The following is a 13847-nucleotide window of genomic DNA, read 5'->3' as shown; positions in this document are numbered from 1 at the left end:
GATTGGTGGTTGTTGGCGTCTTTCCAACAACCGCCAATTATCGGGGACAAATTGAAGACTCGCGCGGTTTTTGGCGAGGCTTCAATTTGAGGATTGAGACCGCCCTTTGGCTCAGGCCGGCCCCACAGCAGGAACCTAGCCGCTTACCGGAATCGCCAGTTCAAGCAAATTACTGCACTTCACAAACTAAACGAAAGAATGCTTACGCTGGAAACAAACGACAGTAGAAACTTCCGACGCAGGGCACACAGCCACTGGAATTATGCTATACTATTGGAGAATTTGTTCACTCAAAATTTTAAAAAGCAACAATATAACCATTTGTTGAAAGGGGCCTGTTGATAACATGGCAGAAACGAAACCTACGTACTACATAACCACCCCGATTTACTATCCATCGGGTAAGTTACACATTGGGAACTCATACACGACGATTGCGTGTGATACTTTAGCGCGTTACAAGCGTGAAACGGGATACGACGTCTTTTTCTTAACCGGGACTGACGAACACGGCTTGAAGATCGAAGAGAAGGCTGAAAAGCTGGGCACTGATCCTAAGAGCTACGTGGATAAGATGGCCGCTCAGATCAAGGAACTCTGGAAAGTTCTGGAGATTTCAAATGATAAATTCATTCGGACGACCGATGATTACCACGAAGCTGCGGTTCAAAAGATGTTCCAACAACTTCAAGACCAGGGTGATATTTACTTGGGTCAATACGAAGGTTGGTACTCCGTGGATGATGAAGAATACTTTACGGAAACCCAACTGGCTGAAGTTTACCGCGATGATAACGGTAAAGTGATCGGTGGGAAGGCTCCTAGTGGCCACGAAGTTGAGTTGGTTAAGGAAGAATCTTACTTCTTCAAGATGGGTAAGTACGCCGACTGGTTGTTGGATTACTACCACACGCACCCAGAATTTATCCAACCCGCAACCCGGATGAACGAAATGATCAATAATTTCATCAAGCCAGGTTTGGAAGACCTTGCCGTTTCACGGACGACCTTTACTTGGGGCGTGCCAGTGAAGTCAGATCCAAAGCACGTGGTCTACGTGTGGTTGGATGCGTTGACGAACTACATCACCGCGTTAGGTTACGATACGGACGATGATAGTTTGTTTAAAAAATACTGGCCAGCTGACGTCCACATGGTTGGGAAGGAAATCGTTCGGTTCCACACGATTTACTGGCCAATTATGTTGCACGCCCTCGGCTTACCACTACCAAAGCAGGTCTTTGGTCACAACTGGTTAGTGATGAAGGACGGCAAGATGTCCAAGTCTAAGGGGAACGTGATCTACCCTGAAACCTTAGTTGATCGTTACGGTTTGGATTCCGTCCGTTACTACTTGATGCGGGCAATGCCTTACGGTAACGATGGGACGTTTACACCAGAAGACTTCGTTGATCGCTTGAACTACGATTTAGCTAACGACCTCGGGAACTTGTTAAACCGGACCGTTGCTATGATCAACAAGTACGAAGATGGCGTTGTACCAGCTTACGAAGCCGGTGTCACTGAATTTGACGCAGACTTAGAAGCAACGTCAGCAACGACGATCGCCAACTACCACAAGTTGATGGATGACTTACACATGTCAGATGCGTTAGCTGAAATTTGGAAGCTGATTGCCCGGACAAACAAGTACATCGATGAAACTGAACCTTGGGTCTTGGCCAAGAGTGACGATGCAACTGACGTTAAGAAGTTAGCGGCTGTTATGGCGCACTTAACGGCTAGTTTGCGGGTTATTGCTTACCTGCTAAGCCCAGTAATGACGCACGCACCAAAGGAAATCTTGGCGCAATTAGGCTTAGAATTTGATGCGCAAATCAACTTGAAGGACCTGACCATTGCCGACTTACCACAAAACAGTAAGGTTGTTGCAAAAGGGACCCCAATCTTCCCTCGTCGAGATGCGGAAGAAGAAGTTGACTTTATCGTGCAACAGATGACGAAGTCCGACAAGAAGAAGGGCCGGGCTGCCATGGAAGAAGCTAAGCAGCAAGCCACTTCTGGTGTCTGGAATCCGGAAGAAACGACTTTGAAGTCGGATAAGAAGGATGTTCGGTTCGAAGCATTTGAAAAAATCGAATTAAAAGTTGCTGAAATCATTGATGTCCAACGCGTTCAAGGTGCTGATAAGCTGCTGCAATTCCGGTTGGACGCTGGTGACAGCGACGATCGCCAGATTTTGTCAGGTATCGCTGAATACTACCCAGAACCTAAGGAACTACTTGGTAAGAAGGTCATCATCGTGGCCAACTTGAAACCACGGAAGATGCGTGGTCAAATTAGCCAAGGGATGCTGTTATCTTCCGAAGATGATCAAGGACACGTTCAACTCGTAACGGTTCCTGAAGGCATCAAGAACGGGTCAACAGTCGAATAGAGTGGCCGGTGTCCGGGCGCGAGAAGGGTGAGAGCGTCAAGCCACACCACGTGCCGTCAGGTCCCGACTAGGTAACCGAAAAGACCAGATGATGGCAACGTGATCATCCGGTCTTTTCGCTTGTTTTCGGCGGTTAGCAAACAGGAGGCAACTATGAAAATTTTTGATTCACATACCCATTTGAACAGTTCAGAATTTATCAACGATGTGCCACGGTTTCTGCAGCAGGCAGCCGACTTAGATGTCGTTAAAATGACGATCGTGGGCTCCAATACGGAGCTGAATCAGGCCGCAATCGACTTGGCGCATCAGTATCCACAACTGTATGCCGCAGTTGGCTGGCACCCAGAAGATGCGAAGTTCTACGACGATGCAGCTGAAGCGGTGCTCGAACAACAGTTAGAAGACGAACGAGTTGTTGCGTTAGGTGAAATTGGACTGGATTATCACTGGGATACGAGTCCCCAAGATGTGCAGCGGCGGGTATTTAAACGTCAAATTGAATTAGCGAAGAAACACCATTTACCAATCGTGGTGCATAACCGTGATGCATTTGAAGACACGTACGCCATTATTAAAGAAGTTGGACTTGATGGTATCGGCGGGGTCATGCACAGTTTCAATGGTGATCCAGAATGGCTACAGAAGTTCTTGGATCTGGGGATGATGATCTCGTACAGTGGCGTTGCTAGTTTTAAGAACGCTCATGAAGTCCACGACTCAGTTCGGGCAACGCCACTGGATCGCATGATGGTGGAAACGGATGCGCCATATCTGACGCCAGAACCCCACCGTGGCGAACAAAACGAACCTGGGTTCACACACTATACCGTTAATGCAATTGCTAAGGAACGGGAGACAACCCCAGAAGCGATTGCTGAAGCAACTTGGCACAATGCCCACCGGTTCTTTGGGATAGAGGAGTAAACATGAAAACCATTCAAGAAGTGATCGTCGTTGAAGGCAAGGACGACACGAAGCAAATCGCTAAGGCCGTGAATGCTGATACGATTGAAACTCGGGGATCAGCAGTCCCGGATGAAACGCTGGCGTTAATCGAAGAGGTCGCCAAAAAACGAGGCATCATTATCTTCACTGATCCGGATTTTTCCGGTGAAAAGATTCGCAAAATCGTGTCAGAAGTCGTGCCAAATGCCAAGCACGCCTTTTTACCTAAAAGTGAAGGCGTCCCAACGAAGGCTGGCGGTTCACTTGGGGTTGAGCACGCGAGCGCCGAAGCGATTCGAGAAGCGCTAGAAAACGTTTATACGGAAGCTGACGCAACTGCAGAGCCAACGATTACGCAAGCAGATTTGTTGAAAGCCGAATTGATCGGTGGACCGAAAGCAAAAGCCCGTCGTGAAGCGTTGGGCGAGGTGCTTCGAATCGGGTACGTCAACGGCAAGCAACTAAAGAAGCGACTACAGATGTTTCAGATCAGTCAGACGGCATTTTGGCAAGCTGTGAAGACAATCGACGAAGGAGAAAACTAACGTGAGCACACCATTAATTGCGAGTCCAGCACGGACCCAGGCTATTATCAACCGTTACGGGTTAGCCATCAAAAAAAGCCTCGGACAAAACTTTTTAACTGATATCAACATCTTGGAACACATCGTTCAAGCTGCTGACCTGTCACCACAGGATAACGTGATCGAAATTGGCCCGGGGATCGGGGCGTTAACGGAATTTTTGGCCCAAAACAGCCACCAAGTGTTGGCGTTTGAAATTGACGATCAATTGATTCCCGTTTTAAGCGAAACGTTGTCCCAGTACGATAACGTCACCGTGCTCAACCAAGACATCCTGAAGGCTAATCTCGGTGAAGTGATTGCGGAACACTTTGAACCAGGTCGGCCATTGAAGTTAGTGGCTAACCTGCCATACTACATCACAACGCCAATTTTGATGAATGTGCTTCAAAGTGGCATCAGTTTTGACGCCATTACGGTCATGATGCAAAAAGAAGTTGCGGATCGGCTAGTTGCCGTTCCCGGCACGAAGGCGTACGGGTCGTTATCGATTGCCGTTCAGTATCAAACGAATGCGGCGGTTTCGTTCATGGTGCCGCGAACCGCTTTTATTCCACAACCGAACGTGGATTCCGCAATTGTTACGATGACCAAGCGCGAACCACTGGCGGTGTTACCGTTTGATGAACGGGTATTTGCTAAATTCGTAAAGGGTAGCTTTATGCACCGGCGGAAGAGTTTTTGGAATAACTTACTGGCTATGTTTGGTAAAGATCCCGATGTGAAGACCCGCTTAACCGCTGTTTTGGAACGGGTCCAAATTTCACCTCAAATTCGTTCGGAAAAATTACGCCTAGAACAGTTCATTGAATTAGTAAATGAGTTGCATGCGGATGGGTTACTCTAGCTAATCGGGTTCGTGCATAACGGCTGAAAAGGCGTGTTAACAATGTTTACCATGACTTTTTAGCGCTTAAATGACTTGTCAAAAACTAGTTATTTTTATAAGAAAAATACTTGTTGAAAATAAAGAGTTGTGGTATAATTTGACTTTTTTGTGAAACCGCGCTATAATGTTTCACAAGGGGTGAGGTCATGCCAACAAGTATAGCAACGATTAAGGATCGGCTCGATCATCGCATCGGGCAGGAACTTATGGTAGTCGCCCAGGCAGGGCGCAAAAAGACGACAGAACGACACGGAATTCTAAAAGAAACCTATCCCGCCGTTTTCGTTGTTGATTTAGATCAGGACGAGAATTCATTTGAACGGGTATCATACAGCTACACCGACATTTTAACCCAGAACATTCAAATTGACTTCGATCTTCCGGTCGAAGACGATGCACAGTAAAGAGACCACGCGGTTAGCGGGGCTCTTTTTTGTTTGCAGTGTGCGGAGCGAGGCGGTCAGAAGGCGGCGTGTAACGGGCTCTAAGGTAAACTACCGGGTTTTGGTAGTTTGGCTTAGAGCCCGTTGCACATAGCCTTTTGCCTCGCGCAGCACCATTCGGCGTGGTGGCCAGAAAGCGCGCGGTTGACAACTTCTTGTAACTTCTAACTTCAGGGACCCTGGAAATAACAGGTTAAGTGGCGCCGAATTTTGTAGCCTGAGAGCGCTGGTTTTCATGTGGCTTTGGCGAGCGAAGCGATGACAAACAGCCGTCCCCCCCAATCGCACCTAAATACTTACGCTAGACACAAGCGACAGCCTTCGACATACATAATAAACGCACAAACCAGAATCAAAACCAAACATCTGCCCCAAACTGATATCAGATAGTGATTGAGTTCAAAAAGCTCACGGGTATCGAACACAAACTTGGAAAAAATTGCTATAATGTCAATAATAAACTGACGAAGGTATGAGGGTGAGCCAAACGTGATCGATTGAGTGGGCGTAAAACTTAATGAAACTAACTGGTGATGAGTGCGCCGGCTGGTAAACCGACGACTTTGGTTGGGCATTTGTTAGACCCATTCAGTTGATCGACTAAACTCAACTCTCCAAGAGGTAACCTTTACAAGAATTTAGGTGAAAACAGATGATGAGAGTAGTGGAAAAGGCAGCTGCGAAGATCAACCTGGGGCTTGATACCCCCTTTCGCCATGAGGATGGCATGCCAGAATGGAACATGGTAATGACGTCGATCGACCTTGCGGATTACGTCGAGGTGCGGTCAACGGCTCGAAGCAGTATCGTTGTGTCCTCGGATTCGGGTTTTTTACCCAATGATCAGCGCAACCTAGCGTTTCAAGCAGCGTCGTTGTTACAGCGAACGTTTAACGTGAAGCAGGGGGCTGTGATCAAGATTCAAAAGAACATTCCGGTTGCGGCTGGACTGGGTGGCGGTTCCTCTGACGCGGCCGCAGTATTGCGGGCACTAAATACGTTGTGGGACCTTAAGTTACCGTTGGCTGAATTAGCTAAACTGGGGTTAAAGGTGGACTCTGATGTCCCATATTGCGTGTATGGTAAAACGGCGCACGTCACCGGTTATGGTGAACAAATTCGGGTACTAGACCCATCGTTAAAGCCAGTTTGGCTGGTATTGGCGAAGCCCAACGTGAGTGTGTCAACGCCCAGCATTTTGCGGCAAATCGATTATGATCATTTGGAGCACCCCGAAATTGCGTCGATTTTGGATGCAATTGAGGTGGGCGATCACGCTGCGCTGGTGACGGCGATGGGCAATGCGCTTGAACCGATTTCAGCTGGGCGGTACCCTGAAATTAAACAAATTAAGGAACGGATGCAGGCCTATGGTGCAACCAATGCACTCATGAGCGGCACGGGTCCCACGGTGTTTGCGGTTTTTGACAAGCAGTCGCGGGCCCAGCGAGTGTTTAACAGTATTCGGGGATTTTGCTCCGAAGCCTACCTCGTTCGTTCGTTATAAAGGAGCTTATTAAACATGTCAAAATCGAAATGGATCACATGGACGGCAGCGACGATTGCAACTGGGCTTACGGCAACGATTGCGACCAGTTGTGCTGCTTATCACGCTTTAACGTACGCCAGTCAGCATAAGAAAGAAACGGGGCGTCAGCTAGCGGTAGCGGAAAATAGCGCGGCCGATAATGTTTGGTACCTCAAACAGCCACTGATGGAATGGCATTTAAAATCCGATGATGGTTTGACATTGCGCGGCACGTACATTAAAGCCGATCAGCCAAGTAAACGGGTCGTGTTGCTGGCACATGGCATCAACCACGCCCGGGAACAAATGATTCCGTATGCGCGCCTGTTCCACGATTGGCACTATCACGTGTTGATGCCGGATGCTCGAGCTCAAGGTGAAAGTGACGGTCATCGCATCGGGTTTGGTTGGCAGGATCGATTTGACTATCAGGGCTGGATTCAAGAAGTGATCGACCAGTTAGGCGATGACGTTGAAATCGTGTTGATGGGCATCAGCATGGGGGCATCGACCGTGATGGCAACGGCGGGTGAAAAACTGCCCGATAACGTTAAAGCGGTTGTTGCAGACTCCGGGTTTGATTCGCTCTTTGAAATGGCCAAAACGGTGGTGCACCGGCAGTATCATTTACCAGCGTTTCCAATCGTCCAAATTGCGGACCGCGTTGCCCAGTTACGTACGGGGACCCGGTTAGTTACGCAGCGAGTGAGTCACCAGTTGAAGCAGATCAAAGTGCCAATTTTAGTCATTCACGGTGAAGATGATCAGGTCGTACCGATTAAGCAGGCGCGGGCGTTGTATCAGGCAATCAGCGGTGTGAAGTCGCGCTATATTGTGCCAAATACCAAGCATATCATGTCATACGCCCACGATCCGAAGAAGTATCGGGAAGTCGTTTCCCAGTTCTTAGACCGTTACGTGACGGTGGACGATTAGTGGTCACTCATGAAAATCATTGACAAATAATCAAAATAGCTTAAACTAAAATAGTAATAGTTACTATTTACTTTAAAAATAGCGCCTATTGGGGCTATTTTTTATTTTAACTTAGTAATTAAGGTTACTGAGTCGATGATAAGGAGATCCACATGACTGAACCAATTTTAAAACTCACCGATTTAGACTTTGCGTATTCGGATAAGCGCGTCTTTACCGGATTGAACTATACGTTAAATCAGGGTGATTTTCTCAGCATCGTGGGTGAAAATGGTGTTGGGAAGACAACGTTGATGAAACTCATCTTACAGGAACTGAAACCAACTGGTGGTGAGCTGGCCTTTTTGCCGACCCGTCAGGCGGTTAAGGTGGGCTACGTGCCCCAGTTTAGAAATATTGACCCAGAATATCCGTTATGTATTGAGGACTTTGTGGGGCTGAATTTTGCGAAAGTTGGGCTGCCTTGGTTAACCAAGAAGGAACGGCAACGCGTCACTGAAATTTTAGCCGAAACGAAGTTAACCCCGATGCGCAAGCGGCCACTAGGGCAGGCGTCCGGTGGTGAAAAGCAGAAGGCCTATCTGGCACAGGCGTTGCTGGACAAACCGAACCTGTTGATTTTAGATGAATCAACGGCCAGTCTGGATCCGGTTGCTAAAACGGAGTTATTAGACCTTGTTAAACAATTGAACGAAGACCTTGCGTTGACGGTCATCTTTGTGACCCACGATATTCCGTTAGCACGGCGGTACGCGAATAAGTACCTGTTCTTAACGCCGGGCAACTATGAGGCTGATGATATTACGGCGCTAACGGATGAAAAGGTTGGGAGGATGCGAAATGTTTAGTTACCCATTTATGCAAAATGCCTACATGGCCGGCACGTTAATTGCCATTATTTCAGGTATCATGGGCGTTTTTGTGATTGCCCGTAACATGTCATTTCTGACCCATACGCTATCAGAAATTGGGTTTGCGGGGGCCGCCTTTGGTATCTTTATGGGCTGGCAACCGCTGTTGGGCATGCTGTTGTTTACAACGGTCAGCTCGATTGGTGTTGGCGAATTGGGCGCTAAATCATCCCGGCGCGAAAATTCGATTTCGGCAATTTCAGCCTCGCAATTGGTCTCGGTATCCTGTTCCTATCACTAGCGAATAGCAACGCCAGTTACGCAACGGGAATCCTGTTTGGGAGCGTCATCGGTATCAGTCGGCAAAACGTGATCCAAATGGTGGCGTTATCAGCTATCGTGCTGGTGATTGTCGCTTTGATCTACCGTTTCTTGAAGTTCGATTCATTCGATCCAATTGGTGCGCGAGTTGAAGGGTTATGGACTCGGACACTGTCAGTTGTCTTCCTAGTCTTACTAGCATTGTCCGTCAGCGTTGCCGCCCAAATCGTGGGCTCACTGTTAATTTTCATCTTACTGACCTTACCAGCTGCAGCTGCGAAATACTTTACCCACACGGTTGCTGATGATTGGTGTAGCAGTCGCCTTTTCCCTGATCGGTGTTTGGCTGGGACTTTATCTTAGCTACGTGACGAACTGGCCGGTTAGTTTCTTTATCAGTGTCATTGAAGTTATCTTTTACTTAGCAGCGTTGTTGTATGATCGGCGACGTGGTTAATTGTGGTTTGTGGCCTTGTCCGGTTGGATGGGGCTTTTTTGCTGTCGTTTGTGTCCAGCGACAGTGTGCGGAGCGAGACGGGTTGAGAGCAGTGTGCAAGGCGACATCGGTGAAGGCGCCCGGGCCTGGCGGTTTTACCGATGTCGCCTTGCATGCAGCTCTCAGTCTCGCGCAGCACCATTCGGCGTGGTGGCCAGAAAGCGCGTGGTTGACAAGTTCTTACAATGACAGGAACCCTAGAAATAACAGTTTAAGTGGCGCCGAATTTTGTAGCCTGAGAGCGCCGGTTTTCGTGCGGCTTTGGCGAGCGAAGCGATGACAAACAGCCTTCACCCAAAATCTACCCAACACTCACGCTGGACACAAACGTTAGTATTCTAATAATAACGGATAACATTCGGCCAAAAACGTAGGTAAAACGACTTATCTCGTAAATTGCGCGTGATAAAATCATGAGATTCCCATAATAAGCAAGTAAAAGCCGAACATTTATGCTAAAATGGGACTATTAAATCTGATTTGAGTGTTTATGGGAGGAACCAAAGTGAAAGTAAGAAGAAGCGACCGGCTGATTGATATGACCCGGTATCTGTTGGAACGGCCTCATCAATTAGTGTCGTTGACCTTTTTTTCGGAGCGTTATGAGTCGGCAAAATCGTCAATCAGTGAGGATTTGACGATTTTGAAGCGGACCTTTAAGACTCGGGGAACGGGGCTGTTGGAGACCGTACCTGGGGCTGCTGGTGGGGCCCGGTTTATTCCGTACATTAAAAAGGATGAAGCGAGTCGCTTTATCGATGACGTGATTACGTCATTGTCAGAAGAAGACCGCTTCCTACCAGGGGGCTACGTCTACATGTCCGACTTACTTGGCCGGCCAGGTGTCCTCCATCAAGTTGGTCGCTTAATTGCGACGCAGTACGTTCACGATCCCGTGGATGCTGTGATGACGGTTGCAACGAAGGGCATTCCGATTGCGCAAAGTATTGCGGATTACCTGAACGTCCCATTTGTGATCGCCCGACATGATTCTCAGATCACCGAAGGCTCGACGGTTAGTGTGAACTACGTTTCTGGTTCAAGTAGCCGAATCGAAAAAATGGCCTTGTCAAAGCGGAGCCTGAAGCCAGGTTCACGAGTTTTGATCGTCGATGACTTTATGAAGGGCGGCGGAACCGTTGGCGGAATGCAGTCACTGGTTAAGGAATTTGACTCAACGGTGGCTGGTGTTGCGGTATTTGCTGAAGGCGCCTTTGAAGGCGAACGGGTCGTGCCAAACTACACGTCACTGTTACGGATCCACGCAACCGATGATCACGTTGATGTGACCCCCGGTAACTATTTAAGTGAAATTTACACGCCAGAGCGCTTTAGCCAACTCAAAGACTAGGAGTTAGTGTTACACTTTAACTGGCCACCTCACGTGAGTATGTCATTTATGACTGACTGACGGGTGGTGGCTGGTGTTTTGCTCTGACGATAATGAAAATAACTAAGGAGTTTTTTTGAGATGAGTACACGAAATACAATCATTCTGGCTGCCGGTAAGGGCACTCGAATGAAGTCGAAACTTTACAAGGTGTTGCATCAGGTTTGCGGTCGGGCAATGGTTGACCACGTGTTAACACAGGTTGAAAAGACCAAGATGGATCAAATCGTGACCGTTGTCGGTTACGGTGCTGAACAGGTCGAAGCCACGTTGAAGGATCGGACACAGTACGTCTTACAAAAAGAACAACTCGGGACTGGTCATGCGGTCTTACAAACTGAACCTTTGTTAAAGGATCAAGAAGGGACCACGTTGGTTGTCAGTGGGGATACCCCGTTATTTCAAGCCAGCACGTTTGAGAAATTATTTCAGTATCACGAAGCTAAGAAGCGGTCGCAACCATCTTAACGTCAAAGGCACCGGATCCAACTGGATATGGGCGTATCGTCCGTAACGACATTGGCATCGTTGAAAAAATCGTTGAGCAAAAGGACGCTTCTGCTGAAGAACAAGAAATTGATGAAATCAACACCGGTGTTTACGTGTTTGACAACCAAGCGTTGTTTAAGGCGTTGCACGCAACCAACAACGATAACGCGCAAGGTGAGTACTATTTAACCGACGTTATCGAAATTTTGAAGCAACAGGGCGAAATCGTGGCTGCTTACCAGATGGCCGATTTCGAAGAATCAATGGGCGTTAATGACCGGGTTGCGTTATCAAAAGCAACCAAAGTGATGCAACGGCGGATCAACGAAGTCCACATGCGTAACGGGGTGACCTTGGTTAACCCAGATGACACTTACATTGACGTGGATATTAAAATCGGGTCGGATACGATTATTGAACCGGTGTGTTACTGAAGGGGCACACCGTGATCGGTGAAAACTGCCGCATTGGCGCCCACTCAGAGATTCACGATTCCATTATTCACGACAACGTGACGGTAACCTCTTCATTCTTGGAAGACTCCGAGATGGAAGATGGCAGCAACATTGGCCCAATGAGCCACTTGCGGCCACAATCTCACATCGGTAAGCACGTTCACTTAGGCAACTTTGTGGAAGTCAAGAAGGCAACGATTGATGAAGGGACGAAGGTCGGTCACTTAACTTACGTGGGGAACGCCCATTTAGGCAAGCGGATCAACGTTGGTTGCGGAGTCGTCTTCGTTAACTACGATGGCGCCAACAAGCACGACACGATCGTGGGGATGATGCCTTCATCGGTAGCAACTCAAACTTAGTTGCGCCACTCACGATTGCAGACCATTCGTTCATTGCGGCAGGCTCAACCATTACGGATGCTGTGAACCAGTACGATATGGCAATTGCGCGTTCACGGCAGACCAATAAGCCCGGGTATTTCAAAAAATTACCCTACGATCCAGAAAAATAATCGTCTAAATTAGAAATAAGCTTGCCATGTTATCTGTAGATAGCTTAAAATAAAGCTAGAAATAAGCCATTTGGAGGATCCCATGTCAGAGAAATATAATGACCCAAAGTTGAAAATCTTTGCGTTAAATTCCAATAAACCCCTTGCCCAACGGATTGCAGATGAAGTGGGCGTTGAACTTGGAAAAACGTCGGTCGATCGTTTTAGTGATGGTGAAATCCGGATTAACATCGAAGAAAGTATTCGTGGTTGCCACGTTTACGTGATTCAATCCACTTCAGCTCCTGTAAACGACAATTTGATGGAACTATTGATTATGGTCGATGCCTTGCGTCGCGCAAGTGCTGAAACCATTAACGTTGTGATTCCTTACTACGGGTATGCGCGCCAAGATCGTAAAGCACGCTCCCGGGAACCAATTACGGCCAAGTTGGTGGCGAACATGTTGGAAACCGCTGGCATCAGCCGGGTCGTAGCGCTTGATTTACACGCGGCTCAAATCCAGGGATTCTTTGATGTTCCCGTCGATCATTTGATGGGCGCACCATTACTGGCAGACTACTTCATTAACCACGGTATCGATGAAAACGCCGTTGTGGTCTCACCAGACCACGGTGGGGTTTCACGGGCCCGGGCCTTAGCTGAATTCTTGAAGGCGCCAATCGCCATCATTGATAAGCGCCGGCCAAAGGCTAACGTTGCTGAAATCATGAACATCATTGGTGATGTGAAGGGCAAGCGTTGTATCATGATCGATGATATGATTGACACGGCCGGAACCATTACCTTGGGTGCGCAAGCCTGATGGACGCTGGTGCAATTGAAGTGTACGCAAGCTGTACCCACCCCGTCTTATCCGGACCGGCAATTGAACGAATCGCGAACTCTGCAATCAAGCAGTTAGTTGTGACGGATTCAATTCAATTACCACCTGAAAAGCAAATTGATAAGGTTAAGCAAATCTCAGTCGGCCCATTAATTGGGGACGCTATTAAGCGAATCCATGAAAACAAGCCGGTTAGCCCACTGTTCCACAACCGTTTCCACGGTAATGAATAGGCGTTAGCATTGGGACTAAATGAGTGATTAAAATACGTATGGTCTGTAGAGGCCATGCGTATTTTTCTTAAATTGGATTGAGTGAAATCGTGGTGAATAAAATGACATATGTGAAACGAAATAAGTGGGCGTTACTGGTCCTTGGCGTTATCGTCCTAATTGGCGTGATTGCCATGCCACTGACCTCAGTCGTGGCCGTGTCTAACGTTTGGGTGATGCTGAGCCTCGCATTTCTCATGGTAGGTGCCTTTTTCATCCTTGAAAAAGCTCACCTCTTCGCCGGTTGGCGGCGCCGGCGACGGAAGGGTGAAGACCCTTTGCCTGAAGAACGCATCAAGGTAACCGAAGTCGCTTCGGTTAAAAACGGCCCGGTCATTGTGAACCGCTATGCCCGTTTTTGCCTGACCGTTGGCATCGGGTTACTGGTTCTTGGCATCGTTGTGACGTTATAACTAGTTAAGCTGCACTGTCTGTTGATGGTGCGGCTTTTTTGTTTACGTTTGTGTTCAGCGTAAGCATCTTCAGTTTGTGAAGTGCAGTGATCCT

The 13847-nt window shown here is 47.9% G+C and carries 11 protein-coding genes and 3 pseudogenes; all 14 read left to right on the top strand.

Annotated features, from left to right (window positions below):
* Positions 1-346: 346 nt before the first annotated feature.
* A complete protein-coding gene (gene metG / locus JCM2765_RS13880) occupies positions 347-2398 on the top strand; it encodes a methionine--tRNA ligase (protein ID WP_054737243.1) in 2052 nt (683 codons plus the stop codon).
* A 153-nt stretch (positions 2399-2551) separates the two neighbouring features.
* Positions 2552-3325, top strand: coding sequence for a TatD family hydrolase (locus tag JCM2765_RS13875; protein WP_054737242.1), 774 nt, complete (start codon positions 2552-2554; stop codon positions 3323-3325).
* 2 nt (positions 3326-3327) lie between these two features.
* Positions 3328-3891, top strand: coding sequence for a ribonuclease M5 (gene rnmV, locus JCM2765_RS13870; protein ID WP_054737241.1), 564 nt, complete (start codon positions 3328-3330; stop codon positions 3889-3891).
* Between the two features lies 1 nt (position 3892).
* Complete coding sequence (gene rsmA, locus JCM2765_RS13865; protein ID WP_054737240.1) at positions 3893-4777, top strand: 16S rRNA (adenine(1518)-N(6)/adenine(1519)-N(6))-dimethyltransferase RsmA; 885 nt, start codon at positions 3893-3895, stop codon at positions 4775-4777.
* 188 nt (positions 4778-4965) lie between these two features.
* A complete protein-coding gene (locus tag JCM2765_RS13860) occupies positions 4966-5223 on the top strand; it encodes a Veg family protein (RefSeq protein WP_054737239.1) in 258 nt (85 codons plus the stop codon).
* A gap of 694 nt (positions 5224-5917) precedes the next feature.
* Positions 5918-6769 (top strand): 4-(cytidine 5'-diphospho)-2-C-methyl-D-erythritol kinase, encoded by an 852-nt coding sequence (gene ispE / locus JCM2765_RS13855; protein WP_054737238.1) that lies wholly within the window; start codon positions 5918-5920, stop codon positions 6767-6769.
* A gap of 15 nt (positions 6770-6784) precedes the next feature.
* On the top strand, positions 6785-7726 hold the full coding sequence (locus tag JCM2765_RS13850) for an alpha/beta hydrolase (protein ID WP_054737237.1): 942 nt from the start codon (positions 6785-6787) through the stop codon (positions 7724-7726).
* Positions 7727-7878: 152 nt separating this feature from the next.
* Complete coding sequence (locus tag JCM2765_RS13845; RefSeq protein WP_054737236.1) at positions 7879-8574, top strand: metal ABC transporter ATP-binding protein; 696 nt, start codon at positions 7879-7881, stop codon at positions 8572-8574.
* A pseudogene (locus tag JCM2765_RS19195) lies at positions 8543-9261 on the top strand (metal ABC transporter permease). Before JCM2765_RS13845 ends, JCM2765_RS19195 begins: the two are co-directional and overlap by 32 nt.
* A complete protein-coding gene (locus JCM2765_RS19190; protein ID WP_369404082.1) occupies positions 9203-9355 on the top strand; it encodes a hypothetical protein in 153 nt (50 codons plus the stop codon). Before JCM2765_RS19195 ends, JCM2765_RS19190 begins: the two are co-directional and overlap by 59 nt.
* A gap of 544 nt (positions 9356-9899) precedes the next feature.
* Positions 9900-10745: a pur operon repressor gene (purR, locus tag JCM2765_RS13835; protein WP_054737235.1), complete on the top strand. Its 846-nt coding sequence runs from the start codon at positions 9900-9902 to the stop codon at positions 10743-10745.
* Positions 10746-10865: 120 nt separating this feature from the next.
* A pseudogene (gene glmU, locus JCM2765_RS13830) lies at positions 10866-12242 on the top strand (bifunctional UDP-N-acetylglucosamine diphosphorylase/glucosamine-1-phosphate N-acetyltransferase GlmU).
* A gap of 82 nt (positions 12243-12324) precedes the next feature.
* Positions 12325-13301, top strand: a pseudogene (locus JCM2765_RS13825) (ribose-phosphate diphosphokinase).
* A gap of 101 nt (positions 13302-13402) precedes the next feature.
* On the top strand, positions 13403-13753 hold the full coding sequence (locus JCM2765_RS13820) for a DUF3899 domain-containing protein (RefSeq protein ID WP_156301809.1): 351 nt from the start codon (positions 13403-13405) through the stop codon (positions 13751-13753).
* The last annotated feature ends 94 nt before the right edge of the window (positions 13754-13847 follow it).

The sequence above is a fragment of the Secundilactobacillus similis DSM 23365 = JCM 2765 genome (genome assembly GCF_001311075.1).
Taxonomy (GTDB): domain Bacteria; phylum Bacillota; class Bacilli; order Lactobacillales; family Lactobacillaceae; genus Secundilactobacillus; species Secundilactobacillus similis.
Note: the sequence above shows the minus strand (reverse complement) of the source record. Positions and strands in the feature narration are given on the sequence as shown.

Bases quoted from the DNA above. Each gene is read 5' to 3' on its own strand.
- metG (WP_054737243.1), top strand. From the start codon at position 347: ATGGCAGAAACGAAACCTACGTACTACATAACCACCCCGATTTACTAT.
- JCM2765_RS13875 (WP_054737242.1), top strand. From the start codon at position 2,552: ATGAAAATTTTTGATTCACATACCCATTTGAACAGTTCAGAATTTATC.
- rnmV (WP_054737241.1), top strand. From the start codon at position 3,328: ATGAAAACCATTCAAGAAGTGATCGTCGTTGAAGGCAAGGACGACACG.
- JCM2765_RS13860 (WP_054737239.1), top strand. From the start codon at position 4,966: ATGCCAACAAGTATAGCAACGATTAAGGATCGGCTCGATCATCGCATC.
- ispE (WP_054737238.1), top strand. From the start codon at position 5,918: ATGAGAGTAGTGGAAAAGGCAGCTGCGAAGATCAACCTGGGGCTTGAT.
- JCM2765_RS13850 (WP_054737237.1), top strand. From the start codon at position 6,785: ATGTCAAAATCGAAATGGATCACATGGACGGCAGCGACGATTGCAACT.
- JCM2765_RS13845 (WP_054737236.1), top strand. From the start codon at position 7,879: ATGACTGAACCAATTTTAAAACTCACCGATTTAGACTTTGCGTATTCG.
- JCM2765_RS19190 (WP_369404082.1), top strand. From the start codon at position 9,203: ATGATTGGTGTAGCAGTCGCCTTTTCCCTGATCGGTGTTTGGCTGGGA.
- JCM2765_RS13820 (WP_156301809.1), top strand. From the start codon at position 13,403: ATGACATATGTGAAACGAAATAAGTGGGCGTTACTGGTCCTTGGCGTT.